Source organism: Bartonella sp. CL434QHHD (assembly GCF_042195145.1).
Taxonomy (GTDB): domain Bacteria; phylum Pseudomonadota; class Alphaproteobacteria; order Rhizobiales; family Rhizobiaceae; genus Bartonella.
In genome coordinates this window covers 20275-46690 of sequence record NZ_JBHINT010000011.1, presented here as the reverse complement: position 1 = coordinate 46690, position 26416 = coordinate 20275, and the positions used below count along the sequence as shown (strand labels likewise).

General features: G+C 38.6%; 24 protein-coding genes and 1 pseudogene. 8 read left to right on the top strand and 17 right to left on the bottom strand.

Features of this window, described 5'->3' with window-relative positions:
* Window positions 1-62: 62 nt before the first annotated feature.
* From ACFILN_RS01565 to ACFILN_RS01550, 4 genes are all read right to left on the bottom strand, one after another.
* Window positions 63-833, bottom strand: coding sequence for a tetratricopeptide repeat protein (locus ACFILN_RS01565; protein ID WP_375670710.1), 771 nt, complete (start codon window positions 831-833; stop codon window positions 63-65).
* 233 nt (window positions 834-1066) lie between these two features.
* Entirely contained in the window at window positions 1067-2485 is a 1419-nt protein-coding gene (locus tag ACFILN_RS01560) for an ATP-binding protein (RefSeq protein ID WP_375637412.1), read from the bottom strand.
* Window positions 2485-3150, bottom strand: a complete 666-nt coding sequence (locus tag ACFILN_RS01555) for a response regulator transcription factor (protein WP_273791556.1) — start codon at window positions 3148-3150, stop codon at window positions 2485-2487. The genes ACFILN_RS01560 and ACFILN_RS01555 overlap by 1 nt, the downstream gene beginning before the upstream one ends.
* 21 nt (window positions 3151-3171) lie before the next feature.
* The gene (locus ACFILN_RS01550; RefSeq protein ID WP_273723886.1) at window positions 3172-3408 is read right to left on the bottom strand and encodes a hypothetical protein; all 237 of its coding nucleotides are present in this window, start codon (window positions 3406-3408) and stop codon (window positions 3172-3174) included.
* Between the two features lie 342 nt (window positions 3409-3750).
* On the opposite strand from ACFILN_RS01550, the gene ACFILN_RS01545 reads away from it, so the two are divergent.
* The 5 genes and pseudogenes from ACFILN_RS01545 to ACFILN_RS01525 form a co-directional block, all read left to right on the top strand.
* On the top strand, window positions 3751-5901 hold the full coding sequence (locus tag ACFILN_RS01545; protein ID WP_375630862.1) for a transglycosylase domain-containing protein: 2151 nt from the start codon (window positions 3751-3753) through the stop codon (window positions 5899-5901).
* A gap of 17 nt (window positions 5902-5918) precedes the next feature.
* Complete coding sequence (locus tag ACFILN_RS01540; protein WP_273791544.1) at window positions 5919-6515, top strand: DUF1214 domain-containing protein; 597 nt, start codon at window positions 5919-5921, stop codon at window positions 6513-6515.
* On the top strand, window positions 6508-7047 hold the full coding sequence (locus ACFILN_RS01535) for a hypothetical protein (RefSeq protein WP_375670708.1): 540 nt from the start codon (window positions 6508-6510) through the stop codon (window positions 7045-7047). Before ACFILN_RS01540 ends, ACFILN_RS01535 begins: the two co-directional genes overlap by 8 nt.
* 534 nt (window positions 7048-7581) lie before the next feature.
* Complete coding sequence (locus tag ACFILN_RS01530) at window positions 7582-8367, top strand: DUF1499 domain-containing protein (RefSeq protein ID WP_375663377.1); 786 nt, start codon at window positions 7582-7584, stop codon at window positions 8365-8367.
* 1073 nt (window positions 8368-9440) lie between these two features.
* A pseudogene (locus ACFILN_RS01525) lies at window positions 9441-9842 on the top strand (DUF1499 domain-containing protein); the annotation flags it as partial.
* Window positions 9843-10827: 985 nt separating this feature from the next.
* Here the strand turns inward: ACFILN_RS01525 and ACFILN_RS01520 are convergent.
* A complete protein-coding gene (locus ACFILN_RS01520; protein WP_375668229.1) occupies window positions 10828-11637 on the bottom strand; it encodes a hypothetical protein in 810 nt (269 codons plus the stop codon).
* A gap of 254 nt (window positions 11638-11891) precedes the next feature.
* Here ACFILN_RS01520 and ACFILN_RS01515 point away from each other — a divergent pair, with 254 nt between their 5' ends.
* Genes ACFILN_RS01515 through ACFILN_RS01505 form a run of 3 tightly spaced genes read left to right on the top strand, consistent with a single transcriptional unit; the run spans window position 11892 to window position 15338 of the window.
* The gene (locus ACFILN_RS01515) at window positions 11892-13559 is read left to right on the top strand and encodes a peptidase domain-containing ABC transporter (RefSeq protein ID WP_375670706.1); all 1668 of its coding nucleotides are present in this window, start codon (window positions 11892-11894) and stop codon (window positions 13557-13559) included.
* Window positions 13549-14874: an HlyD family type I secretion periplasmic adaptor subunit gene (locus ACFILN_RS01510; RefSeq protein ID WP_375637417.1), complete on the top strand. Its 1326-nt coding sequence runs from the start codon at window positions 13549-13551 to the stop codon at window positions 14872-14874. The genes ACFILN_RS01515 and ACFILN_RS01510 overlap by 11 nt, the downstream gene beginning before the upstream one ends.
* Complete coding sequence (locus ACFILN_RS01505) at window positions 14874-15338, top strand: toxin-activating lysine-acyltransferase (protein ID WP_375637418.1); 465 nt, start codon at window positions 14874-14876, stop codon at window positions 15336-15338. The genes ACFILN_RS01510 and ACFILN_RS01505 overlap by 1 nt, the downstream gene beginning before the upstream one ends.
* Before the next feature lie 298 nt (window positions 15339-15636).
* Here the strand turns inward: ACFILN_RS01505 and ACFILN_RS01500 are convergent, their stop codons facing one another.
* The 12 genes from ACFILN_RS01500 to ACFILN_RS01445 all read right to left on the bottom strand — a co-directional run bounded on the left by ACFILN_RS01500 (window position 15637) and on the right by ACFILN_RS01445 (window position 26415).
* Window positions 15637-16059, bottom strand: a complete 423-nt coding sequence (locus ACFILN_RS01500) for a helix-turn-helix domain-containing protein (protein ID WP_375630868.1) — start codon at window positions 16057-16059, stop codon at window positions 15637-15639.
* Window positions 16060-16150: 91 nt separating this feature from the next.
* Window positions 16151-16369: a hypothetical protein gene (locus ACFILN_RS01495; RefSeq protein WP_375630869.1), complete on the bottom strand. Its 219-nt coding sequence runs from the start codon at window positions 16367-16369 to the stop codon at window positions 16151-16153.
* A complete protein-coding gene (locus tag ACFILN_RS01490; RefSeq protein ID WP_375630870.1) occupies window positions 16362-16568 on the bottom strand; it encodes a hypothetical protein in 207 nt (68 codons plus the stop codon). Before ACFILN_RS01490 ends, ACFILN_RS01495 begins: the two co-directional genes overlap by 8 nt.
* The gene (locus ACFILN_RS01485; protein WP_375630871.1) at window positions 16501-16728 is read right to left on the bottom strand and encodes a hypothetical protein; all 228 of its coding nucleotides are present in this window, start codon (window positions 16726-16728) and stop codon (window positions 16501-16503) included. The genes ACFILN_RS01490 and ACFILN_RS01485 overlap by 68 nt, the downstream gene beginning before the upstream one ends.
* A complete protein-coding gene (locus tag ACFILN_RS01480) occupies window positions 16725-17390 on the bottom strand; it encodes a lysozyme (protein WP_375670704.1) in 666 nt (221 codons plus the stop codon). Before ACFILN_RS01480 ends, ACFILN_RS01485 begins: the two co-directional genes overlap by 4 nt.
* Window positions 17391-17403: 13 nt before the next feature.
* A complete protein-coding gene (locus ACFILN_RS01475) occupies window positions 17404-19113 on the bottom strand; it encodes a hypothetical protein (protein ID WP_375657939.1) in 1710 nt (569 codons plus the stop codon).
* Window positions 19114-19119: 6 nt separating this feature from the next.
* On the bottom strand, window positions 19120-19383 hold the full coding sequence (locus ACFILN_RS01470) for a hypothetical protein (protein ID WP_375654412.1): 264 nt from the start codon (window positions 19381-19383) through the stop codon (window positions 19120-19122).
* A 9-nt stretch (window positions 19384-19392) separates the two neighbouring features.
* Complete coding sequence (locus ACFILN_RS01465) at window positions 19393-20373, bottom strand: tail fiber protein (protein WP_375654413.1); 981 nt, start codon at window positions 20371-20373, stop codon at window positions 19393-19395.
* Complete coding sequence (locus ACFILN_RS01460) at window positions 20366-21358, bottom strand: transglycosylase SLT domain-containing protein (RefSeq protein ID WP_375654414.1); 993 nt, start codon at window positions 21356-21358, stop codon at window positions 20366-20368. The genes ACFILN_RS01465 and ACFILN_RS01460 overlap by 8 nt, the downstream gene beginning before the upstream one ends.
* On the bottom strand, window positions 21358-23604 hold the full coding sequence (locus ACFILN_RS01455) for a hypothetical protein (protein ID WP_375654415.1): 2247 nt from the start codon (window positions 23602-23604) through the stop codon (window positions 21358-21360). Before ACFILN_RS01455 ends, ACFILN_RS01460 begins: the two co-directional genes overlap by 1 nt.
* Window positions 23597-25360, bottom strand: coding sequence for a hypothetical protein (locus tag ACFILN_RS01450; RefSeq protein ID WP_375670702.1), 1764 nt, complete (start codon window positions 25358-25360; stop codon window positions 23597-23599). The genes ACFILN_RS01455 and ACFILN_RS01450 overlap by 8 nt, the downstream gene beginning before the upstream one ends.
* Window positions 25360-26415: a tail fiber domain-containing protein gene (locus ACFILN_RS01445; protein WP_375630879.1), complete on the bottom strand. Its 1056-nt coding sequence runs from the start codon at window positions 26413-26415 to the stop codon at window positions 25360-25362. Before ACFILN_RS01445 ends, ACFILN_RS01450 begins: the two co-directional genes overlap by 1 nt.
* Window position 26416 lies beyond the last annotated feature (1 nt).

The window sequence follows — 26416 nt, the reverse complement described above, 5'->3', positions numbered from 1 at the left end:
AAAGTTTAAATACGTTATAATTAAGTATCAATATTTTATTTTTTAAGAGCTTTGCACATCTTCTACATAGGTGCAAGATTTCTTTTCTCTGTATGCTCACTCGATAAATCACGTAACTGAATCATCATTTTTTTAACACGTGATTGTCCTGAAAAATTTTCAGGCATTGTATCAAGAAAGCTTTGTAAAAATTGCACTGCCTGCGCAGTTTTTCCTGCTTGATGCAATGCATCGGCCAACAACAAACGTGGATAAAAATCTGTTGGGGCTAAATCTGCTGCTTTTTGAAAGGCATTTTGCGCTTCTTGCGTTATCACCCCCCCTTCATAACCAACCAATGCTAAACCGTATCCGACAAGCCTTGGAGCTGTTTCTCCATTCAAACGAAGTGCATCTAAATAAGTATTCACAGCTTCTTGAAAAAGGCTTTCTTCGAGATACCCTACCGCTAACGCATCTGCTAGCTTGCCATCGTGAGGTGCACGGAAAAAAAGCACTTGTAAACGAATAAGCTTTTCTTGCTTACTGAGAGTTTTAGGATCCTTATCCATTAATTCGCTAAAAAAATAACTTTTCACTTCTGGATTGCCTGTCAGCCCATAAATACTCCATGTCATCAGAAGAACAAACAAAATACTCAAAGCCTTAAGAATATTTCTTTTTTTATAATTCATATAAAGCTTGTTAAACTCAATCATACGCTTATGGCTTCTATAACCATCTACGGTTTCAATTGTCCATTCTTTCTTTATCTCATCGTCAAAACGTAGTGAAAGAAAAAGAATACTTGCCAGAAAAGTCAGAAAAAATGCTGCAAAAATTAATAAGAGCATATCGTTTTTTTCCAATACGAACAGAGAATAACTCGCTTACATTTTATCCTCTTCATAAGAAGAGTGATGTGAATTAATAAAAATTCATTTTTTCATGGAGAATATTATAAATATCTATCATATATATCAATTAAGCAAAGAAACTAAAAACAATGTTTCCCTACTCTTTATGTATTGTCTAAAATACTGCTTTATAAACTTTATAGACATTTCTTGCTTAAGAAGAAAATATGTTATTCTCCCATCTTAGGTAACAAAACTTTTGCATACAATCCACCCAAATCAGAACGTGATAAAAAGAGATTGCCACCATATTCACTGACCATATCTGAAACAATTGCTAACCCTAAGCCTGCCCCTAGTTTACTTTCATTAAACCGCCGCCCTCTTTTTAATGCTTCATCAATTTTGTCTTCTGTTAAACCAGGACCATCATCTTCTACAAAGATACTAAAATATTCTTTTTCTTCAACATTTTCTTCTAAACAACAAGAGATCAAAACCTTTGCTCGAGACCACTGAGTAGCATTTTCAATCAAATTCCCTACAATTTCTTCTAAATCTTCCTTCTCTCCAGAAAAAACAATATCATCAACATCCATAATAAATTGAATTTGTTTTTCAGGATTAAGCTTTTTCATAACCCGCACCAAACGTTCAAGCACACTGCGAACAGACGTATGATAGACAATACTATCGCATTGTGCTGCAATCCGTGCACGCTGAAGATAATGATTGATTTGAGCTTGCATTATTTGCGTTTGCTCTCTCAACAAACAAGCCTTTTCTCCGCGCATCTTATCTGTCTCATTCATAATCACGGATAGAGGCGTCTTCAATGAATGCGCGAGATTACCAACTTGTGTGCGAAATCGCTCAATAATACGCTGATTATTATTAATGAGAGCATTCATCTCTTGTACAAGCGGCATCACTTCGCTTACTAAATCCGTATTCACATAATGAACTCTTCCTTCGCGAATATCATTCAATGCGCGTCGAATAAGCTTCAACGGTTGAAAACTAAAGAAAATAATAGCAATATTAATAAGAACACTCCCGATACCGAAACTCCAAAGAAAAATTTGCAAAGTTCGCGTAAATTCCTTTACCTGGGCATGAGCTTCATCGATATTCCCAACAAGCCGAAAACGTGCAATATGATTTTTATTATCAAGAACAACATCACTCTCAATCACTTGTAACTTTTGACCATTGTTCCCCGTTATCCGATAAGAGCGAAAGAATTTATTGTCAAAAGGTATATCAACATCACTTGGTGTAAATATCTCGCCTGTTCCCAATGAGGGGGATGTCAATCTTCCTTTTAAATTATGGGATATCGCAACAACTTCCCAATACCATCCTGTTGTTGGATCAGAATAACGAATATCATCAATCCCAGCCCCTCCTATCAAAGTACCTTCCGATGACACCGTCACTGTTGCAATAAGACTGTAGAGTTGAGCAGAAAGGATACGCTCTAGGCTTTGTTCAGTTGAACGCTTATAAAATAAAATACTTACTGCAGAAATCGATAAAAGAGAAATAACAACCCATAATGTTGATAAGATCATAACACGTAAACTGAGAGATCGAGTAATTACAAAAAAGAACCTCCTACACCAATTATTCTCTTCAAAAACATTCATTAATCACCTAGCATTCTCACGCGATACCCCATTCCTCGAATAGTTTCAATCAAATCCACTCCAAGCTTTTTCCGTAACCGACCTACAAAGACTTCCACCGTATTCGAGTCCTTATCAAAATCCTGATCATAAAGATGTTCTGTAAGCTCTGTTCTTGAAATGACCCTGTCACAATGATGCATGAGATACGAAAGCAGTCTGAATTCATAAGATGTTAGTTTAATCAATTGACCATCTACAAAAACACGAGACGTCTTTGTATCCAACAAAACATTTCCGCAACATAATGCACTTGTCGCATGTCCCGTAGTGCGACGAATTAATGCTCGCAAACGTGCCATCACTTCCTCCAAATGAAATGGCTTCACAACATAATCGTCAGCTCCAGCATCAATACCGTGCACCTTATCAGACCAACGGTCTCGCGCCGTTAGCATTAAAACAGGCATGGAGAGCCCTTCTTGACGCCACTTTTCAACAACACTAATACCATCAATCTGCGGTAAACCTATATCAAGTATCACCGCGTCGTAAGACTCTGTGCTCCCTAAAAAATAAGCCTCTTCACCATCGAAAGCACTATCGGAAACATATCCTGCACGTCTTACAGCTTCTACTAATTGATGGTGAAGATTCCGATCATCTTCAACGATTAAGATACGCATCACAACACCATCTGCCAAAAACTAATCAGCAGGAACAAAAAACTCAACACGACGTAACTTTTCACCATTACGGGCTGGTACAACAACTACAATTGCACACATGTCCTTTCCATCCTGAACAACCGGTTTTGAACGGACGAGAACCCCGCTCTCTTGCGCGGCAGCCTTCTTACCTACTTCAGCACACCCAGAAGCTAGAACAGAATCTGCTCCTAAAAAAGCTGCTATTATTACGAACAAGAATTTTTTTTTCATCATAAATATTTCAATAACCCATCTCTTCTCCTTGATAAAGGATAAAAGAAATAATGGTTTTTTTTAGTCGATTTAAAAATCACAAATGGAAATAATTTATCCTCTATCTTACAGAAGAACATATTAACATTACTCCAAATTTTTAAAAAATCAAAAAATATTTTTAATAATGAGAATAAAATTTATTCAATAAAATAATAAAATATTAATACACTATCTTACGAAAAATGAATAATTCTAAAATAAACTCTTTCTCTGTTAGCACTATAGCAAAAAAATACTTCTACTCCATATAATTATTGTAGATTTGTTTGGTTGTATTTCTTTGCCATAGGCTCTCTTTAAATGTTTGATTTTTTTAAAAAAAAGAAAGGGCAACATCGTAAGCCATTTCACAGTCCTGCTCTCATTGAATTAGACGCACGATTAGACACAGCGCTTTATCACATTCGTTCTGCTAACAGTTTTTTCTGGAAAAAGGCAAAAATCGTCTCACAAAATTTTCATCTTCAAGGATGGAAACGTTTTATCGTTGAAGTTCTCGATGAAATACTGACATTAGGGTTGATGGGATTTACTCTTTTCACTATTTTGGGCATTTCTGTTTTTGAAGTGACCAAAACAGATTGGTCTTCTCCTAAAAACTTTTCCATTCTTTTTCTAGATCGCTATGGAAATTCCATTGGGCACCGTGGTGCACTGCCGGCGATCTCTGTCCCCGTTGAAGAAATGCCTGACACTGTTATTAAAGCGGTTCTCGCTACAGAAGACCGTCGTTTTTTTGATCATTGGGGCATTGATTTTCAAGGACTTACACGGGCAATTTCACAAAATATGCAAGCTAAAGGTGTGGTGCAAGGTGGTTCAACTCTCACACAACAATTGGCTAAAAATTTATTTTTAACAAACGAAAGAACCATAACACGTAAAATCAAAGAAGCTTATCTTGCTCTTTGGCTAGAAGCAAATTTTAGCAAAAAGCAGATTTTACAACTTTACCTTGACCGGGCCTATATGGGAGGAAACAATTTTGGTATTGCCGCAGCAGCAAAATTTTATTTTGGAAAAAACATACGTCATGTCTCTTTAAGTGAATCTGCTATGTTAGCAGGACTCTTTAAAGCTCCAACAAAATATGCTCCTCATAGTCATCTCTTTGCGGCTCAAACACGTGCCAATATCGTCCTTTCTAATCTTGTTAATAGTGGCTTTATGACGAAGAGCCAGATTATCAATGCGCATCGCCACCCTGCTAGGGCACTTCCCCAAATAGAAAATAATCAGCCTGATTATTTTCTTGATTGGGCATTCGAGGAAGTCAAAAAAATGCGCAATCAACTTCCAAGCCATAGTTTAATTATTCAAACGACTCTTGATCCAAATATTCAAAAAGCAGCAGAAGAATCAATTGCATATCATTTACATCAGTATGGTCAACAATATCGCGTAACACAAGCTTCCACTGTTATACTCGATAATAACGGTGCCGTATGCGCAATTGTTGGAGGACAAGATTATAAAAAGAGTCAATTTAACAGAGCAACACAAGGCGGACGGCAAACTGGTTCTTCATTCAAACCTTATGTTTACGCAACCGCACTGGAACACGGACTTTCTCCCTCGACAATCGTTTTAGATGCTCCGATCAATTGGGGAGGTTGGACACCAAAAAATAATTCTGGCCGTTATTTGGGGAAAATTGATTTAGCAACAGCTTTAGCTTTTTCTATTAATACAGTCCCTGTGTATCTCACCTATCAATATCTTCACCGCGATACCCAACCTATCATAGATCTCATCAAGAATATGGGGATTAACGCGCATATTTTATCACACAAAACGATGGTTCTGGGCACTTCCAACATGACCCCCATGGATCAAGCAACTGGCTTTAATGTCTTTGCGAATGGCGGGATAGCTGGTAATCGTCATGGGTTCACGCAAATCAGAACAATCGATGGACATGTGGTATGGGATTTCGAGCATAACGGAAATAAGTTACACCGAGTTCTCAGCAGACAATCAGCTGCTTATATGAACCAAATGATGGTGGGTGTCACAACACGAGGGTCTGGTAAGCGTGCTGCTCTGCCCATGACTCTTGTCGCTGGGAAAACTGGAACATCACAATCCTATCGTGATGCTTGGTTTGTTGGCTTTACTGGCAATTATACTGGAGCGGTATGGATGGGAAATGATAACTTTTCACCGATGAATCGTGCTTTTGGGGGTGGAGTCCCTGCCATGATATGGCAACGCATCATGCTTGCTGCACACCAAAATATTATGCTCAAACAACTCTATGGTGTTAAAGATTCTCTTCTTCCTTATCATCCCCCAATACTTTCCTCCCATGCAGATTCTGAATTTTTTTCCCCAATACCCTCTACGCTTTCTCCTGAAACATTGAATATTGTGCGATTGATTAACAAAGATCTGAAAAAACCATCTGCAATTTCTTTGAAGGTGAAAACAACTGGAGATTCAACATTTTGAATTCAAGATATTCACTGATGTTTTTTAATATCACCATTTTCTTTTTTATCTTCGCTTTTTCCATTTTATGTGGAAAACTGAGTGTCGATTATGTGCTCAATTCCTTTCCTCATTTTGAACGCTTTAGAATTGGAAAATGGAGTGCTTATCCAAAAATGGGAACCGCCAATATGGATCCTTATACCCGCGCCCGCACGACCAAACGAGGCATTGTTTCACTCGGACGCACTGAAGGTCTTCAATTCCAGATTTGGCAAGACAACCAAGGGCGTCCACTCCACCCCCACTGTCATTATTTACTCAAAGGCACCATCCCTGAAACTCGTCTTTTCACCCTTTATACAGCTGACAAATCCCTAAAACCCTATACTTCATCCAAAGAAATACCTTTTGAACTCCACACGAACGCTATTATTTATGAGCATGATGGCTCATTGCGCATCAATATTTCACCTACACCGCAAGCCGGCAATTGGCTTGCAACAGTTAGTCAAAAAGAATTCGGGCTTATTCTTACCTTATACGATACCTCAATCATCTCTGCAACGGCATTACAAAAGCTTACAATGCCATCAATAGAACAAATCCCATCAGGACAAATAAATTGTGACTAGATTCATTTATATCGCACTTCTTGCAATCATTGGCGCTATTATCGTTCATATTTGCGTTCTCTTTCTGATCCCCTATTGGGCACAAAATAATATATGGACAACACTTAAAAAATCCGGAGCCCCTTATCAATTTGTTGCTTTTACTCCCGATAATCCTATTCAACAATCTGCTGATCCACTCTTTCTTCTTAAAGTCTGCAGATTTAATCTTGAAAATGGACCTGTTCATTTAAAAGCTTTGAAAACACGACAATTTTGGTCACTAGCAGCCTACACACACAAAGGAATTATTTTCTATAGCCTTAATGACCGAACAGCCCCTGATAATACACTCGATCTTATTATTGGAAAACCAATACAAATCATAGAACTCAAAAAATCAAAACCTAAAAAAAATGCCAATTCAGTTTTGGTTGCTAAAAATTTGAATGAAGGTTTTGTCATTTTACGTATTTTTGCCCCTTCTTCACTTGCAAAAAAAGAAAATGAAGCTTTTCTTTCATCTGCGACCTGCCGCATATTTTATGAATAAAAACGGAGTAACCTCTCATTTGTACAATACCTTACTTTCTATACAAAATACATGAAGCCTATCAAAATGGTTATCTTTTTTCTCTATTAATTGAATCTTCGAATTCAGATTTATCTGATTATAAATCCCTCAATTTTTTATTGAGATAGAATGAAATCTCTATTGCACATCATCATATCCTATTTGATTACGCATTATCTGACAGAAAAAACTCCCAGCAATCAGAAGAGAAAATCAAGAGTAAAGTTCTAGAAAAATATGCTGCTAACAACCGTAAAACTTGTTATTTGAGTTTATTTCTTTTTATTTACAAACATTCCCATAAAATTCGCATCAATGACATGATAAACTATAGAAGAAATACTGATTACCTTCAATGAAGTGCAAAAATAATCGCTGGAGACTTATAAGACATTATGCATCCTTGACCTCAAAAATAAGTGCTTTATTTTTGTTTTATGAGCATAAGCTTTTTGTAAGATATGCACTCTGAAAAAACTTGGCTTATAGTTTACAATTGAGGGGAAAAACTTCATGAAGAAGAGATATGTTCGGTTCATTTCAAGAGCAGCAGTATGGTCCCCTCGATTTGGTGGATTGTCGTTCTTTGTTTTATTATTTTCATTCATTTTACAACGTTTTTCCGTCATTAACGTAACCGACTTCATAATTTTGATCGGAATCTCTACCGGCTGTGTGATTATTTCTCTTTTTCTTGCTTTAAAAGCACTTTACAGCTTATGGGTCTATGGAGCCCTAGGGGGAATGAAAGCTTTAAAAGGGATCATTTATTCGGTAATAACGGCTACACCACTGATGTTATTTTTTGGACTTTGGTTTACCTTACCGGCTCTTTACGATATTTCTACCGATACACAAAGCCCGCCGGCTTTTTTTCGCACAATACGTCCCAGCGATGCTTTACCGCTCAAAAGTGTTTTGACTGAACAAGAAACATTACAGATGTCACAATGGCCAGAAATATCGGGGCGCCGTTATGATGGTTCACCTGATCGTATTCGCGAATCTGTTCTCAATGTTTTAGCAGCCTATGATTGGCCTGTTGTGGCTCAACGAGAGTTTAAAGGTGAAGAAAATGCGCTTTATATTGAAACGAGAGCTAAAACTTTTTACCTTGGATTTATTTCGGATATCGTGATACGCTTAACTGATGAAGGGGATACAACTTTTGTTGATATGCGTTCTGCTTCTCGTTATTTGCCAAGAGATTTGGGGACAAATGCTGCTTTTATTATCGATTTTATGGATGCCCTTGATACGGAAATCGCTTCCCTTCCTCTTTCACAAGAAGATGAATAACGATCAAGAGCGAGAGAGAAGACACTTTATTTCACAAAAATTGCTTATTTTTCAATAAACATGATACATAAGCAAACAATCACTTTTCAAAAGCTATAAACTAAAAATTCTTATACAAAAGATAATATTCTCAAACCTAACCATTCTTGAAATAATGAAAAATATTAAAGTCTCTGTCTAACTGTAATCAGTAAATATTTTTTAAAGTTTAATATTAAATAAATTATTATAAAACTCATATCAAAAACATTATTATATAAAGATAATAAATAATCATTTTTCATATAAATAACGTATACAAATAAAAAATGTTATAGAAAGTAATATAACAAATATAATGAACAAAAATGTGCTTAAAAACATTTTTTTCACAATTTCTTTGTTACTATAACCTTTAAATTTATACCGTAAAAACATTGCATAGAAAAATATAAAGAAAAAACATGTAGAAGATAATAATTTTGCAATAATACGAATAATATCACTCATAAAAAATCCAAATTAAAAATATATAAAAACAATAAACATTAATATATATTATATCATATAAAACTTAATAATTTAAAATAATATAAAAAACGAATTTATTCTTAATTAATGATTTAATTTTAATATTTTTTTCATTACATACCTTAGATACATAATACAATTTAAATAAATATAATTAAACAAAAAATGCAAAAAACAATTCATAAAGTATATTAAAAATATATATAACAAATAAAATTTCCAAATTAATCTATAATTATAAATTAATAATGAATAATCATTGTTCATAGAAATAACGTATATAAATAAAAAATATTATAGAAAATAATATAAAGAAAAAAAATATTCTTAACAAAATTTTTTTCCAAATTTCTTTTTTACTATAACCTTTAGATTTATAATATGAAAACAATGTATAGAAAAATATAACTAAAGCACCTATAGAAAATAATAATTCTACAATAATACTAATAAGCTCATTCATAAAAAAAATCCAAATTAAATATATAATTTTGTAGAATTATGCACCTAAACCTTCCTGTCAAGTTTGTAGACACATAATTATGCCTACAAGCTTGTTCATTGCTTTACCGCTCAAAAGTGTTTTGACTGAACAAGCAACATTACAGATGTCACAATGGCCAGAAATGTCGGGGCGCCGTTATGATGGTTCACCTGATCGTATTCGCGAATCTGTTCTTAATGTTTTAGCAGCCTATGATTGCCCTGTTGTGGCTCAAAGAAAGTTTAAAGGTGAAGAGAATGAACTGTATATTGAAACGAGAGCTAAAACTTTTTACCTTGGGTTTATTTCGGATATCGTGATACGCTTAACTGATGAAGGGGATACTACTTTTGTTAATATGCGTTCTGCTTCTCGTTATTTACCAAGAGATTTGGGAACGAATGCTGCTTTTATTATCAATTTTATGGATGCACTTGATACAGAAATCGCTTCTCTCCCTCTTTCTCAAGATGATGGATAAAAATCAAGAGAGATAAAGCACTTTATTTCATAAAAATTGCTTATTTTTCAATAAATCATGATACATAAGCAAACAATCACTTTTCAAAAACTATAAACTGATAATCCTTATACAAAAGATAATAATCTCAAAATAACCCATGCTTGAAATAATTAAAAAGATTTAAAATAGGAAGTAAAAAACAGAATTATTTATGATAATACTGATTTTAAAGTATCTATCCCAATGTAATCAGTAAACATTTTTTTAAAGATAAATATTATATAAAAATAATAACTTATTTTTTATAAATAACTCTACAAATAACACCTTATAATTATATTTTAAAATAATATAACAACTTGATTTATATTATTTTAAAATTCCCATATATTCAATTAATAAATTTGCAGCATAATATAATATAAAAAACCTAATTGTTGATAATATTTCCATTTTTATACTCCAGTTCTTACCTTTAAATCTATTGTAAAAAAACATTAAAAATCCATATATAAACGTTGCCAATAAGGAGCCAGTAAAAGTATGCATAACAAAAAATCCAGACTGAAATTTCATCTACTTTATGAATGATTTAATAGAGAGAGCAATAGAGTATAATTCAAATAATAAACTTAACTCAAATAATTATAATTTTATATATAAATAATTTTTATAAAATTCCCATATATTTAACTAATAAATTTCCAGAATAATATAATATAAAAAACATAATTGTTGATAATATTGTCCTTTTTATACTCCAGTTCTCACCTTTAAATCTATTGTAAAAAAACATGCAAAATCCAAATCCAATTGCTGTTACTAAGGAGCGAGTAAAAGTATTCATAACAAAAAAATCCAAAATAAAATATCTATTATCACACACAAAAATATCCCTGAAATCAGTTTAGCCATAGCTTTAAAGTATGTTTACAATATCACTGATCTCAGAAATATCTTACTAGCTATTTTCTAAATAAATTAGAAACAGTGTCCCTCTACTTTACGGATGACATTGATTGTACTTATCTTTAAAACCGTTAATAGCTCCTCCTAATCCGCCTGCTACTGCTGTTTCCGGACCACCTAATAAACCAATTAATGCTCCTGCGCCTCCCTTTATGGCTGTTGATACAACATAATCGCTTACTTCACAACTTGGATTCGGATGGCATTCATTGTACTTATCTATCAAACCGTCAGCAGCTCCTTCTAATCCGCCTATTGCTGCTCCTCCCAGACCAAATAATGCACCAGATGCTGCTCCTATACCGCCGTGTATGGCAGCTGCTTCAACATAATCGCTTGTTTCACAACTTGGTGCCGTATAGCATGCATTGTATTTATCTACCACAGCGTCACCAGCTCCTGCTAGTCCACCTCCTATTGCTCCATTGACAAAGCCAGAACTGACACCTCCCGGTCCAGAAAAAAGACCTCCAACTGCACCAGCAATACCTCCTATTACGTCTCCTATGATGCCGCCTGCACCTGCTGCTTGGGCATGAGCGCCTGGGCTACAATCATCTTCTTCTGGAAAAAGCCAACTTTTTGGATGTGAGTTACTACTTGAATCACCAGCTCCTCCTATTCCGCCGCTTACTGCTCCACCGAGTAAGCCAGCACCTGCACCTCCTGGTCCAGCAATAGAACCTCCAGCTGCACCAGCACCACCTCCTAATATTGCTCCTACAATGCCACCTGTACCTGCTGCTTGGGCATAAGCGTCTGTACTATAATCATCTTCTGGAAAAAGCCAACTTTTTGGATGTGAGTTACTACTTGAATCATTTGATGAGCTTGAACTACCCATTTAAATCCTCCTTTTATTATTAAAAATAACTGTATCACAACGATACAGTGGGAATTTGATTATTGTTCATTTTAGCAAATGTCAAATATAATTTGTATAAATAACAATAAAAATACTGTATAAACAATAAATACATTATGTTTATATTATATTCATACAAAATGTATATTTTGTATGAATATAATACTATTTACAATACTGTTTAAATATGCGACATCAATCGCTCTTTCTATTAAATAAAATCATAAATTCAAATGAGTCATTCACAAGAAAAACCTGTATCATTCTCTTGGTTTACAAGAACAACAAAGAAATATATCTATTATGTTATCGAACTCAGTTGCGTTGCTGTTGTTTTGCGTTTGCTGGGCTTGGTGAATCCTTTTATTTTTCAAGCGATTATCGACCGTATTCTCCCTTTTCAGCGTATTGAAAGTCTCTATGCTATCGTTGTCTTGATGGTTGCTATCATGCTGTTTAGCACAGCTCTTAGCACTCTATCAGGCTACTTAGGTGCCTATTTAGCCAATCGGCTTACGCTAGAATTTGGACGGCGCATTTACACCCATCTTTTAAGTCTCTCCTTGCCCACTTTACGCCGTTGGCAAGTAGGAGAATTGTTTTCACGTATTGGGGAAGTTGATACAATTCGCGGTTTTTTAACAGGAACCATCGCCACAACCGTACTGAATGTTCTGTTTGCCATTATTTATATTGCTGCACTCTTTTCCATTAGTCCAAAACTTACCTTCATTGTCCTTATCATTTTACCTTTACAAATGGGCTCTTTAGCGTTGGTCGGTCCCTTCTTGCGCCGCCAATTACGCCGTGCTTTTACTCTGCAAGCTGTCCATAAATCGCGCCTTATTGAAAGTTTTACCAATCTTGAAGCCATAAAAGCACACGTAAAAGAAGCTGCTCATACAATACGCATGCAAGAAACTTTAGCCCGTAGTTTAGATCAAAGCCTTACAACCAGTAAATTACATCTTCTCAATGGAGCCATGAGCCATATTTTTGGTGATCTTTTCACTATTTTTATTATCTTTTTTGGTGCTCAGGCAGTTCTTCAAAACCAGATTACACTAGGGCAACTTATTGCCTTTCATCTCCTCGCTGGAAATGTTTCTGGTCCTATCTTAAGCCTTGCATCCCTATGGGAAGAATGGCAGCATTTGAAAATCTCTCGTCTTCGTTTGGGCGATATTCTTAATTCCCCTCCAGAATGGGAAGAAGAAAAGCCGCCTCTTCAACTTAGCGCTCCTCCTCATCTTGAAGCCAACGATCTCTGTTTTTCTTATGGAGATAAATCCATTATCAATCATCTTGATGTCTGTTTACAACCTGGGCAACCAATTATGTTACTTGGTCCTTCAGGGTGCGGAAAAACAACCTTGGCGAAGCTCCTTTGTGGACTCTACCCCCCAACAAGCGGAAAGATATTGATTAACGCCCAACCTTTACAGAATTTTGATGTCCGTAGCGTGCGTGAAACAATCGCGTATTTTCCTCAAAATCCTTGCCTTTTTTCCGGAACCATTCTTGAGAATATGCTTCTTGCTAAACCAGATGCCACTAAAGATGAAATCGACGCTGCACTATATGTTAGTGCTTGCCATGATTTGATTGCTCAGTTGCCTTTAGGACTCAATACTCAAGTAGGAGAGCAAGGTGGTTTTTTATCAGGTGGTCAGCGCCAACGCTTGGCTTTGGCTTGTTTCTTTCTGATAAACCCAAGCCTTCTTATTTTGGATGAACCTACTTCCGCATTGGATGACACTGTCAGTGCACAAATTGTTGAGCATTTATATAAACTTTCGCAAGAACGTATTGTTCTTGTTATTACCCACAAAAGCGACCTCTTTCCTCAGCATGCAACCGTCTTAAACTGTACTGATTTGGAGGCAACAAATGGCAGATAAAGCTCCCTATTTGCGCCCTTTGTCACCAACGCTTCATATGGTGGTTGCTGTTTTGGTCACCTTATTTCTCTTTATTGTAATCGGCAGCTTTATCGCAAAAACAGAGATTGTTGCACGGGGGCAAGGAAGTGTTATTCCCACCGCTTACGTTCAGCTGGTCCAAGCGCAAAATACAGGACGCATTGAGAAAATTCTTGTAAAAGAAGGGCAATTTGTTCATCAAGGTGATCTCCTTATTCAATTAGATCCCCGTGAAGCCCTCAATGAGTGCGCACGTGTTCAAGCAGATATCGCGCAACAAACCCTTCAAGCACAAATTGCAACAGCTATTTTAACAGCTTTGCATGAAAGTGATCCTTTGGATAAAGATTTTGTAACCAAAGGGCTTGCCTATCTGCCTGCTCCTCCTTCTGGCAATAAAACTGCAAGAATAGAAGGGGAAAAACTCATTAGCGCTACCCTTCAATCTCTCCAAGATAAATTAAGAGCGCTAAAAGCACAGGCGGACCGCGTCGAGCGCAGCGGTGCAACACAACATGCGCAATTAGATAGGTTGGAAGATGATCGTCAATTAAGCCAAGGAAAATTAAAAGCTGCAAAAAGCCTGATGGAAACAAAAGTCATTAGCCAAGCCGTTTATTTAGAGCGTTTACATGACTTTAAAAATGTCGAGCATGAAATTTTAACCAATCAAAGGCGTTTGGAAGAAAATGCCGCCGAAATAAACACCCTACGCCAACAACGGAAAAGTCTCATTTCCGATGAAATCGCCCGCTATCGGCAACTTTCGCGTGAAACAGAACTGAATCTTCAAGGATTAAAAGCAAAGCTTGATAGCACTCAATACCATCTTGACCACTTATCACTCTATGCACCTGTTGATGGACGTATCGATGATTTAAGTATCCATACTTTGGGCGGCTTTGTAGAGGCTGGTAAAACTCTCATGCGCATTGTCCCTGGTGCGGGTGGTCTCATTATTGAAGCATTTTTTGATAATCGAGATATTGGTTTTTTAGAAAAGGGCCAACGTGCTTACATCAAGTTTTCTGCCTTTCCTCCTGAACGTTTCGGTGTTATCCACGGTACAGTCGTTAATGTAGGCGCTACAGCGCGCTATAATAAAGAAATTAATGGTGTCTACGCTGTTTTAATCAAAATTGACCAAGATCACATCACTTTGAATAACAAACAACTTAAATTTATCCCTGGCATGACTGTAACAACGGATGTCATTACCTCAAAACGACGTCTCATTTCTTATTTCTTTGAACCTATCACCAAAATTTTAGAACAATCTCTAAAGGAAAGATGATGTCTGTAAATGAAAATCCATCACCATCACTCATAGATCCTCTTACGGCTTTGGGTGCCATGGTTGTTTTAATGCTTACATCTCCCTTATACCGCCGCTGGCGAATCTGGGATATTGAACGCAACATAGGACCCGCCTTACAGACTGGGCAATATAAACTCTATAAAAATGAACGTGGAGAATTTTGTGCCTTTATCACTTGGGCTTTTTTAGATGAGAAAAATCATCAATCTATGCTTGAAAAGGGAGAGCTTTTACCCGATGTCAATTGGCAGAATGGAAAATACGTATGGTTTATTGATTGTGTAGCACCCTATGGCCATACTGCTCATATTGTACGCGATATGCAACGAAATATATTTCCTGATCAGCGTTATTGCTACGCTGTTCGACGTAATGAAGATGGTGGAATACGAAAAATTGCACGCTGGTGTTGCTATAGAGCGCAAAATCCAGCCAAATAGTTTTTCTAAAGCAAGTGCGCATAAATCATTTACCCCTCGTCTTATAGAAAAGAATCTTTTAAAAGAGTTCTTTGAGCGATAGCTATAGCAAGAGAACCTTACCATATTTAGAGCTAACCCACTATAAATAAGTGTTTCTCAACTTACCAGACTTGCTATGAATAGCAATAGATGGTTAAGAGGGCTAATCCACTCTCAAGCTGAACTTTGATTAACTAATTTCACTAGAATTGGCTGGGGTACCTGAATTCGAATCTTAAATTTAATTGCAATAAGATATTGATTTTATTTATATTTTTTAACGGTTAGGGACCATATAATTAGGTTCGGGAATAGGATTTTCACACTTTCCTTTACAAAGCGCATTCTTTTTGCCAGCTTTCTCTAATAATTTTTTTAATAGTTCTAAATCTTCTTGTGAAATAATGTTTATCAGTCTAGAGAACATACCAACAGCTTCACATCTGAATGTATCAGAAGGCTTTATAGTGAAACTTTTACGACAAGCATCTGATTCTCTTCTCAAAATTTCTGCTACCTCTTGATCTAAAGCATAGAGTTCAATTAGCTTTTCCTCCAGTCCTACAGGAACAGACTTTTTGCCAATTTCTATAGATGATAAAAATGCTACAGATATATCTAATTTTTTAGCCATATCTAAAAGGCGTTCTGAATGATCAATGCGAAGTTTGCGTAAGGTTTTACCAAATGGTGTTGGCATCTAAAAAATCCTATTAAAAAAGAAGCTCTCTCGTGATTCTAGCAGAAATTCTCAGGCTTTCGTTAACTGATTTTTTACTATAATGGTTTTTTTAATTTTTTGAGAACCACTGCTTTAAATGTGCAATGACATTATCTAGCGCATCCATGAGGCGTGCAAAATCAAGGATAAACAAAAAAAGAAAAAATGCTATCCACTTCATCAAGCGAGACATCATTTTCACGCTTTGATAGGTGATGATCATTTCTTGAAGCATTTCTTTTTCTGATTCTGTAAGCTCTGTGTGTTTTTTGGATTTTTTTCTAACCATGTTTCCACCCACACAAGCGTTCACCTAGATTATTGTGCTTTAAGATCTCTCTTGCTAAGTTTGAACTGATGGCGTTCAGATCTTGCCGGCTTAAATAAATAGGTAACCAACCAACACAAGAAGAAGCATATTTATTTGTTGCGCAACCAGTCAGAGAGAGCAGCATGCACATCAGCATCACTTTTTTGATTAACTTCACTTTCCACCTCCAGCCGTGTTGTGGCTGCTTTTAAAGCTTTTTCTGTTTGCTTTTGTTGCTCTGCTTTTTTACCAAGAGTAAAAGCTCTTGCTAAGGCAATAAAAAAAGCGGCTAAAGCCGCACCTGTTACCATCAAGTTTCTTTTCATCCATAAGATCATAGGCGGTGCTCCTGAAAGCGTTTAGCAACAAAGAAAATGCCAGTACATGCGGCTAAAACCATAATGGCGGCTAAAGCCCATTGAATGGGTCCATTGCCCACTAAAAACCCACCAAGACCTGAGAAAGAACCAATAATCGGTGCCAATGCTTCTGCTTTGAGAAACCCTGTTGGCTCTTTGGATTCTACTGTTTGATAATTAGAAGAAACATAAGCCCCTTTCGCCCACAACCCTGCCTCTGCTACACGCCGGTGTACAAGACCTTGTAAACGTTTGCCTCCCGCTTTAGTCCACTTTTGTAATTCGAAGGGAACGGCTTCATAATCCCCCCGATTAAGCCTTTTAAGCAGTGTAGAGTTTTGGAAAGCTGCAATACCCACATTATAACAAAAGGAAACAAGAGCACCGAACTGCTCGTCGCTTAAATTCACACAAACTGCTTTTTCTACCGCCCTCTCATATTGCCGCAAATCTGCTAAAAGCATGGTTTCGGCTTTTTTTTCCGTAATCACCATGCCCTCAACCACTGTTGGTTGACCAGCTTTTTTCGTATGACCATAACCAATCGTCCATACGCCAGAAGCATCTTGATAAGCCTGCAAGCGCAAACCTTCCCACTTTTTTAAACAGTATAAACAGTCTTTACTTATTTTCCGTGCCATTGTTCAATTCACCTTATAAATATACCTTTATGAGTACTGCTCCATCACCGCCGTCGCCGCCAATTTTGTCGCTTCCGTGTTTCCCATCAAAATATCCACCGCCGCCGCCGCCGCATTCTTTACCACCTCTACCACCGTTACCACCTTTGTAACTCTCACCACCTTGCCCCATGATAGAACCCTTGCATTGACCACCACCGCCGCCGCCGCCGCCAAGAAACGAACTTCCACCGGTACCAGCTCTCTTGCCGTCGACTCCACTTCCTCCACCATTCCCACCAGAAAAAATAAAACTCTCACCACTGATGCCCTCTCTGTTTCCTCCTCCATCGCCACCTTTCCCTCCAAAGTTAACGAGAGTCATGGAAACGGAATATCCTCCTTCTGCTGTAACAAGCCCTTTGATCATTGTTCTACCACCATTGCACAAAATGTTACTGTCATTGCCTTTACCACCACGACCAATGTAAGCTGTTTTTAATTTATCTAAATCAGAACCTTTCATTTTAACATGCACACATTGACCGCCGCCGCCGCCACCATCCTTAACGCCACCACCTCCACCGCCCCAAGCCCATACTTCGATATCGGTGTCAGCAGTAATACCATCAGGCAATGGAATATCTCCGCTTTCTGTCATCAGAATTTCAACAGGTTTTCTAACCCCGCCACCATTGTTGCCGCTACCAGCGCCGCTGCTATTGCTACTATTTGCTTTGATTGAAGCCATCAGTTTGGCTGGTGAGATAAGTGCATCCACTGTCTTTATGCCATCAATCCAGTCTTTTTTTGCAAGAGGTTGAATGAGATCAACTTTTTTCTGTACACTATCCGCTGTTTCTTGTGCGACACTTGCCACAGCTTGTGCCCTGTCTCCTGTTTTTTGTGCGGACTCAGCGGTATTTTTCGCATCTACAGCGTGATCTTGCGCATCTTTTGCTGTATTGAATGCAGCACTCCCTATACTCCTTGCCTCACTTGCTGCATAAAGCCCTTGTTGTGCGCTTTCCTGTGCGTGTTGTGCCACATCTTCAATTTTATCAATTTTTGCAACCTGTGCACGTTCTTGAGGGGTTAAAATAAAATGCGTATTCCCCTCTTTCATATTCTCCATATCAAAGGCATCTTTTTCTATTTTATCTGGATCATAGACTAATCTTGACATACCAACAGACTTTAATCCTACAAAATAACTAATGGTATTTTTGAGATCTACCGGAGATATGGGATAATAAACACCTTCATCTCCCCTCCGCCATTTTTCCATCGTTGGCTGCGTAGAACTCAACCATCGTAGCTTTGATCTTTCCTCTGTGGTTAAGATCTTTTTGGTAGGACCCTCGTTCATATTTTCCATAGAAAATACATTTGCCCCCACATTATCGGGATCATATGTAGCAGCCTTCATATCGCCAATCCCTAAAGGCGATATTTTTACCCAGCCAGCGCCTGATAAAATCGCATTCTCACGAGCTTCACCACTTGCTTCAATATCGTGGATTGTGACCTTATCTTTGTAAGCAAGAGCTCCAATATCTCTCTTTGCAACAGCATCATCAGCCTTTTTCCCTTGAGCAGCTGTTGCAAAATATTCTACCTGATAAGCTGCTGCACTTCCTACTGAAACAGGTGCAAGAGCCTTACTATTTAAAATACCTTCTTTGACTTCTTTCTTTGTTGCTGGTTCAAGCTTAAATATGTGCGTATGATAGGGTAATGGCATCGCGTTTCATTCCTTAGTAAGTCTGTTTTTGAGATTTTTGGGGATGAGAGACTGTAATTCATCAATAAGTTTTTGCATGGTCTCTATGCGTTTATCTGTTGCTTCTTGATACTCTGCCAAAGCGCTTAAAAGATCATGCTGTATATCGTTTTTGACAAGATCAAGCACCTTATTTAAGGGTGCGTGAACCATTCTATTGCTTGCATAAAAAAGGACGCGGATTTGCTCCGCGTCCGCAATATCATCAATAGCAGACGGATTATTGATCATCTGAAAACCTTATGATTTTATGGCATAAACAACCGGTACATTAATAGGGCGCGTTTCTGCCTCACCCGTTGAAGAAAGTGTTACCTTGTGCGTATGCACTCCAGCAGGTTCTGTTATCCCTGAAAGGGTTTGATAGTGATAAGAGGGGTTTCTTCTACCAATATCATTGGCACTCCATCCCACTCCATTATACTGAAACTCGTGTGTATGCTGTCCCGCCGATTCAACACTACAAATATGTGTATGCGATTTAAGGCAATCTTGCTGTATATCGGCAAATTGTCTACTTCTGTCTAAACCGCGACCATTATCAAAGCCGCGCAAAAACACTCCTCTAAAATCTGGAACTTTAAAGGTTGTATCACTGTTTTTTCCCCATTTATCCCCTATCGCCTTGAATAATTGCGGATAATCCTTGCGTTCATAAGTAGCGCCATCACATAAAAGCCAGCCGTTTGGGACTTCTTGCATAGCAAAGGTCGCAATAAAACCACAAGGAAAGGTTTCGACCTTCGGTGGTGGAATGGGGGTAGGGTTTAAAAGATACCAGCCATCAAGACCTTTTGTTGATACGCCATCATTATAGACTATTTCATAAATACCATTTGTTTGTAACTCACCACCTGTCAATGATACTATTCCCGTGCTGGTGGCTTTATAGAGTGGCTTTGCTCCTATATTATTCATGTTTATTGTTGTCGTACCAATATTTATACCACACGCCTTAAAGCGGATAATGATATCGTTTTTATATTTTGCTATTGGAGAAACCGTCGTCAACGTAATTGATGTTGTTTGTTCCTTTCCATTCACAATAAACTTTGAGTCAAGAGAACCACCATTATCGGCAAGATATTCACGTATACGCTGCATCATGACCCGCGCACTATCATTAACAGAACTAGGCGGCTGCCCTTCTGCCCAATTAATGATACTATCGGAATTGGCATTTTGATCAGCTGTGAGTGACCAGTCATAAATATCAGACATGATAAGCCCCCGTTCTTCTTAATAGCTCTTCGCGCAATTGCTCTTCTTTTTGCCGCCCATAGGAACCAACAGATTGCCGCCTAGAGGGATCAATAAGAGGTGTTAAATCTGTCGGTCCCCCAGTCGATTGTGAGAAACCCGCCATGACTGGTTGCTGTAACATTTGTTGCTGTACCATCTGTGCCTGCTGTTTTTGTCGTTCTCCATTCTCTCTCATTAAATGAAGCAAACCGGAAAAGCCCTTTTTAAGAGCACCTGCATCAATACCTTGTGCTTGCAATGGTGTGGTTTCCATAATCTGTCCTGTTAAATTGTCTCTGCTTTCAGGTGCCATCATTCTGTTTGGAAATGGCGTGTCATATGCCATCAATTGGTTGCCCCCTTGATTACCTTGACCCACTTGATTACCTTGAAGTGTCTTTTGAATCCTCTCAAACCCACGCAAAGGACCCACCTCGTTTGGTGCTGCTTGTCCATTGCTTTGGTTTTGCTGTATCGTTCTCTTCAAAGCATCTCCCGTTTTATTATAAAGCCCATAAATATGATTCATAAAATCCCCTGCTGTAGCTTCCATGTTGCCACCGTTGAGTGTGACTGCCTGTCGACCTAAAAGCTGGCTCGCTGGAATATGTGGATTTTTGATAAGCTTTACTGCCCCTGCTGGTCCTTGTTGGTGTGCGAGGTAAAGCTCTGCCTCTGATGGCTCTCTGCCTAATGCTGTGACTAAATAACGTGTATTATCCTTCGTTAACCGTGCCATAGCATCGGTTGCTTGAAAGGGATCAAACTTGTTATTGAGTTGATAGTGTTTTGCTGTTGAATCGAGAAATTGATACAGCCCCCCTGCACTGCTGTTCTTATTTCTTGCATTTGGATTACCATTACTTTCTATCATAGCAACACGTTCAAGAAAGCTTTCTGGTAAACCATATTTTTGTGCTGCCTGTGAGATAGCACGCTTCACATTGGGATGAAAATTGATCATTAGTTTATAACCGTTCTATCAGCACTGCTATTCAAAAGAATGCCAATAAAATTGAAGAATTTTGTGTGGTCTTCTTTGGTTATTAAGCGTTTCTTTTCTGCTTCATGAAACTTCTTAATTAATTCAACAGCTTTTTCTCTTGCTAACCCAAATTCCCCTTTTTCCCGTGCTGTGATGAGAGCCGCAATATCTCTCTCAGTCTCTCTATGCACTCCTAAGAGTTTGCGTCCAAATTCTCTTGCGAAATTTTTTACAACTGCCTTGATGAAAGCAATCTTTCCTATACCCATAGTCTGTTGTTCCCCCCTCTCTTCCACTTCACCCATATGGTTTGGCAATCGTGCAAAAAGCTTTGTTCTTTCCACTTCTGGTCGCAACACTTTCATAAGTTGCTTGGCTTTATCCTCACCAAAAATACGCTGTAATTTTTCTTGACCATTTTTTGTGTCAAACAAACTCAAAAGATTGTGATCAAAATTCTGTGCATTGCCTGCCGCATGTTCTAGTTGCGACCGTATACCTTTTTGAAACGCATCTTTTTCCATCAACCCCAAATCTGAAAGTTGTCTGTTGATTGTGTCGAGATTAACGCTCTTCTTCAGCGCTTGCTCTCCCTGCTCGAGGGCATCACCAATAGTACGCTCGTCATAATAAATTTTCCGTGCTTTAGCATAATCTGGAGAGGACGTATCCAAAACGTCCAGAATGCGTTGTTTGAAATCAGTCAAATCTCGAGCATATCCCCATTTTCCTTTGATGCGCGCAGAATTAATTTGATCATCCAAAACCTCTTTCATCTTATGTAAAATTCGCATATTCAGCTTTGGATATCCATTGCTCCCTATAACTGTTGCATCCGCTTCATTTGGCATTTGCGCAATTGCTTTTTTATAGGCTTTTTGGAAGGCAGGAGTTTCTTGCAACCGCGATAAATCTTTACTGACAGCATTAGAAATGGGAGAAGCTTTCGCCCTCTCATAAAATGGTTCAGCCTTTTTCTGTGCTTGTTTGATAATCTCTTGCTTTAAATTAAGCGTATCTACTTTTGGACCCATCACATCTGTCAACGCATCCTGTACCCGCAGTGCACTCGCATCTTGTCTTTCATTCAAACGATTACTTATGAGCGAATATGTATCATGGTCTTTTTTTGCTGCCTTAAAAGCTCTTTTAGCAAGCTCATCATGAAGATCAATAATCATTGAATCAGGACCTCGCTGTTTTAATGCTCTTTCAAGTTTATCAACACCTTCATCCCCTAAAGTTTGGCTTACATCCCTAAGCGCTCTATCGCTTATCTGAAATGCTTCTTTTTCTACACCTTGTGTTATTGGTTCAGTTTTACCAAACAATTTTCCAACTGTGTTTTTGAGAGCCGCAGGTGTTTTTTTCACAATAGCAGGCGTTTTTTTAAGTGATCTTGTCGCAAAAGATGTTGCTTTTGATACACCACTGGCAACAAATGGTGTTGCAACGCCTAGCCCTGCACCTAACCCAGCAGACACTAGAGTATCTGCAAGCCCTTCCCCTTCACCACTGCCTGCTATTCCACCATAAATGGCTCCAGTTTTTGCTGCACGCCCCAAGCTAAATTTTGCTGCCTCTTTACTTGCTACTGCTTTCATTGCTGCTTCACCTGCAGCTTTTGCCGCTGCCCGTTCCGCACCCTCTGCTAAAGCAGATTGCACCGCCCTTTCTCCTGCTGCTAAAGCTTTACTGGTTATTTGTGCTCCTGCAACACCAGCTCTACCTCCCAGCACAACATCAGCCCCAATTGCCGCACGAGCAGCAGCAGTAGCCCCTGCCGCGGGTGGAAAGAGGGCAGAAGCAATTACGGGTGCCGCAGCACCCGTTAAATTCCCCGCAAGAGATGCATAAAAATGATCTCGGTTCGCCGCTCTTTGATAATCACGCCATCGCTTTGTCACTTCATTATATTTTTTAACTGCTTCTTCATCTCCCATCCAATAATTAATAGGTCCCAGAGGTCCCGAAGCGAATACTCCAGCTATTTCATCATCATACCCCATAGTTAACCCATGAAGAGCTCCCCATCCAAAAGCACCCGCTGCACTTGGATGTGGACCATCTTCCTCTGTTGCACCATTATTTCCTGTAACAGAACCACTTAGCCTTTCCTTATTCTTCGCGAAAAGCTCTTGAAGCTGTTCTGGTGTATAGTCACTTATATGCCCAATGACTCTTGTGTTTTTACGATTAATAAGAGGGGGGATTACTTCAGCCATTGGTTTGTTTCTCCTTAATACGCCCGTCACTATCAACGAACAACATGCCTTCCGGCAATGCTTCTATCTGTTTTTCTAGTGGATCATTTGACTGTGCATGATTTCCCTTATAAGCATCTTGCCCATAGGCGGCTCGAACGAGCTCGTTTGTTGCTTCTGCACCACCAAAAAGAATTGCGCGCGTTGCTGCATTGGATTTATTGAAAGTGTCAATAACTGTTTTTAAAGATTTCTTCATTTGCTCTGCAGAAAGATCTTGATACAACGCCGCTACAGAGTTTTGCAATGCTTGCAATTCCATATTAGACAAATTCCCAAAGCCAGATGCGCCATTTGGTGAAAATGCTTTTGCTTTTCTCAAGGCATCAAGCCCGATACTTGCCTTCAATGAATCGAGCATATGCCCAAAATCTTTTGCCTTAGAATTAGGAAGGAACGACATTATAGGACCAGTGAAACCAACAACATGCGGGTGTTCCTCAATAGTTTTTAGCAATTCTTTAGATGCTGAGAGTATACGATTTGACCTGTCTGCTGTTTCCAGAATTCGCATTTGCATTTGTTGGTTTTTACGCTCCTCCTCCTTCTGTTCTTGAATTAATTTATGTTCTGAACCACTGCCTGCAATTGGCACCGCACGTATGCCACCAAGTGCATTTTCATCCTTAACATACATATAACCTGATTCAGGCTTTGACAGCATGCCATCGGTATTCCCCCCTAATCCAGAAGCAGTGGAACGCTGTCCTCCTTGGACAGGTATAATTTTCCCTGTGCTTGTTGAGACTTGGAAAGTCATATCCTCAGGCAATCCCTGCTCTGCCTTTTCTTCCGCTGTCAATGTTCTATAGCCTTCTTGAGGGCTTAACGTGTTGCCTATGATTTTCATGGCAAGATCTGGATATTGCGTGAGTGCTTGCGCATCTTCATCGCTATACCCTTTAGAGCGTAAAAATTGCAAAGTTTGTTTATATTGTGCGCGTTCCTTGTTGCCCTGCCGCATAAGGATAGATGCATTTGAAAAACTTTCTTGTGGTGTCTTTCCTAACGCAAGCCCTGCAAAAAAATCCATTAAATGCTCGGAAAATTCTGATTTTCTAAAACGCTCCCATAAGCTACTTGGATTTGCTCCTGTCTGAACAAAGTTATCAAGTGACTTGATATAATCTGTTTTTTGTTCAAGATCACCACTTGCTTTTAAATGCTCCTCTTCTGGTAAGTGTGCATTCAAATGTTTTTCTTCTTCTATAGGTGCATCAAAAAGCTTTTCCTCATCATTTCCAGAATCATTTTTCAAAGAGTTTTCCGCTATAGATTTCTCATTAAGTTGAGCAATATAATCCATCACATTTTTTTGCTGTCGCCCAGCTTCATCCCCACTAGACTGATCAATGTTCCCAACAAGTGGAGATTGAGGAATCATTGATGCAACACCTCCCTGATCTGAGAAGTCATACTTTTGTTGCTCTGGCGCCTCTTGTACCTTAACAGTATCCTTTGAAACATCCGGCAATGGAGGCATTTGGCGCTTTAAATCATCTGTAGACATAATCAATTCTGCTGGCGTTTTTTTCCCAGCTTGTTCTGTCCCTGCTTGAGAACCACGAATAAGCTCTGTAGGACTCAATTTTTGTGGAGTATTATCCCCATTGCTCACATCAAAAGAGTTTGTGCTAAAAGCAGCAAGTTCCAACGCTTTACGCTTTCTATAAGCTTTTTCACGCTCTAATGCATTTAATTCTTCTCGCCAAAACATCACTGCACCCTTTCCATCTCAAAGCCAAGCTTGCCATAATCCACATGCAAAAAGCCTGTCGCCTTATGCAAGAAAACAGCTTCTGGCTTTGACTTCAAAACATCCTGTGCCATCACCCCGCGATAGCGCTCTGGGTGCCCCTTGTAGTTGTATTCATAGAGTTTATAGCCATTTCTCTGCCCAGCTTCTCTGATGTTTTCTTTTGCTCTGATATCACTAAGCCCAGCAAAAGTACCAAGGATAGTTCCAACATTTCCAACAATCTCCCACGGATTAGGTTTTGGCTGTGGAGTCAATGTCGTCATTTGTCCTGTTCGCGTTCCATAATTTCCAGCAACAGCTCCACCAGCTGTAAGCAACTTACTTAACTGGTCCCAATCAAGATTGTTCTGCTGTTCCCATTTTTGCCGCTCTTCATCCAATTGCCGTTGATGATTGGCATCAAGCACACTCCCTCCCGTCAACGCATTAAGATTTGCCTGACCTTGACCTTGAAAGAAGTTATTGGCGCCCGCCAACTGATTTTGGTTTGCTTGGTCAATGAGACCATTGGCATTCATCATGTTGTTGACATCTTGGTTATATTGCTGTGATAAAGCTTGTGTTGCTATGCCCCCCAATTCATCAGCCAAAACGCCGGTATGCGCACCCGAACCATAACGCCCAGCACCTGCCAATGAACTATTAATAGAGCTTGTTGCTTTATTTAATGCGTTTTGAAGTGCTTCATTAAAGTAAGGGTTATTGCCTATTTGTTGCCCTGAAGCCATGTTCTTTAAGTTTTGGCTTGTTGAATTTTGCCCTGTGGCTAATCCATTTAAAGTGTTGTTATCATAGTTATGCGTATTATTGCTAAGCCCATTAATCGCATTCTTTGTTTGATCACTTAAATCCGCAACACGCTGCCCGTCATAAACGGCTTTTCCGCTGCCTTGGTTATAAAAAGTCATGGCATCTTGAGCTGCGTGTTCAAAAATACCTTTTGCCCATGCAGGGGGTTCATTTGTTTGCGTCGTGTTTTGGGTATTCTGGATTGGTTTAGAACTTTTTCCCATG

Bases quoted from the DNA above. Each gene is read 5' to 3' on its own strand.
- ACFILN_RS01565 (WP_375670710.1), bottom strand. From the start codon at position 833: ATGCTCTTATTAATTTTTGCAGCATTTTTTCTGACTTTTCTGGCAAGT.
- ACFILN_RS01560 (WP_375637412.1), bottom strand. From the start codon at position 2,485: ATGAATGTTTTTGAAGAGAATAATTGGTGTAGGAGGTTCTTTTTTGTA.
- ACFILN_RS01555 (WP_273791556.1), bottom strand. From the start codon at position 3,150: ATGCGTATCTTAATCGTTGAAGATGATCGGAATCTTCACCATCAATTA.
- ACFILN_RS01550 (WP_273723886.1), bottom strand. From the start codon at position 3,408: ATGATGAAAAAAAAATTCTTGTTCGTAATAATAGCAGCTTTTTTAGGA.
- ACFILN_RS01545 (WP_375630862.1), top strand. From the start codon at position 3,751: ATGTTTGATTTTTTTAAAAAAAAGAAAGGGCAACATCGTAAGCCATTT.
- ACFILN_RS01540 (WP_273791544.1), top strand. From the start codon at position 5,919: ATGTTTTTTAATATCACCATTTTCTTTTTTATCTTCGCTTTTTCCATT.
- ACFILN_RS01530 (WP_375663377.1), top strand. From the start codon at position 7,582: ATGAAGAAGAGATATGTTCGGTTCATTTCAAGAGCAGCAGTATGGTCC.
- ACFILN_RS01520 (WP_375668229.1), bottom strand. From the start codon at position 11,637: ATGGGTAGTTCAAGCTCATCAAATGATTCAAGTAGTAACTCACATCCA.
- ACFILN_RS01515 (WP_375670706.1), top strand. From the start codon at position 11,892: ATGAGTCATTCACAAGAAAAACCTGTATCATTCTCTTGGTTTACAAGA.
- ACFILN_RS01510 (WP_375637417.1), top strand. From the start codon at position 13,549: ATGGCAGATAAAGCTCCCTATTTGCGCCCTTTGTCACCAACGCTTCAT.
- ACFILN_RS01505 (WP_375637418.1), top strand. From the start codon at position 14,874: ATGTCTGTAAATGAAAATCCATCACCATCACTCATAGATCCTCTTACG.
- ACFILN_RS01500 (WP_375630868.1), bottom strand. From the start codon at position 16,059: ATGCCAACACCATTTGGTAAAACCTTACGCAAACTTCGCATTGATCAT.
- ACFILN_RS01495 (WP_375630869.1), bottom strand. From the start codon at position 16,369: ATGGTTAGAAAAAAATCCAAAAAACACACAGAGCTTACAGAATCAGAA.
- ACFILN_RS01485 (WP_375630871.1), bottom strand. From the start codon at position 16,728: ATGATCTTATGGATGAAAAGAAACTTGATGGTAACAGGTGCGGCTTTA.
- ACFILN_RS01480 (WP_375670704.1), bottom strand. From the start codon at position 17,390: ATGGCACGGAAAATAAGTAAAGACTGTTTATACTGTTTAAAAAAGTGG.
- ACFILN_RS01475 (WP_375657939.1), bottom strand. From the start codon at position 19,113: ATGCCATTACCCTATCATACGCACATATTTAAGCTTGAACCAGCAACA.
- ACFILN_RS01470 (WP_375654412.1), bottom strand. From the start codon at position 19,383: ATGATCAATAATCCGTCTGCTATTGATGATATTGCGGACGCGGAGCAA.
- ACFILN_RS01465 (WP_375654413.1), bottom strand. From the start codon at position 20,373: ATGTCTGATATTTATGACTGGTCACTCACAGCTGATCAAAATGCCAAT.
- ACFILN_RS01460 (WP_375654414.1), bottom strand. From the start codon at position 21,358: ATGATCAATTTTCATCCCAATGTGAAGCGTGCTATCTCACAGGCAGCA.
- ACFILN_RS01455 (WP_375654415.1), bottom strand. From the start codon at position 23,604: ATGGCTGAAGTAATCCCCCCTCTTATTAATCGTAAAAACACAAGAGTC.
- ACFILN_RS01450 (WP_375670702.1), bottom strand. From the start codon at position 25,360: ATGTTTTGGCGAGAAGAATTAAATGCATTAGAGCGTGAAAAAGCTTAT.
- ACFILN_RS01445 (WP_375630879.1), bottom strand. From the start codon at position 26,415: ATGGGAAAAAGTTCTAAACCAATCCAGAATACCCAAAACACGACGCAA.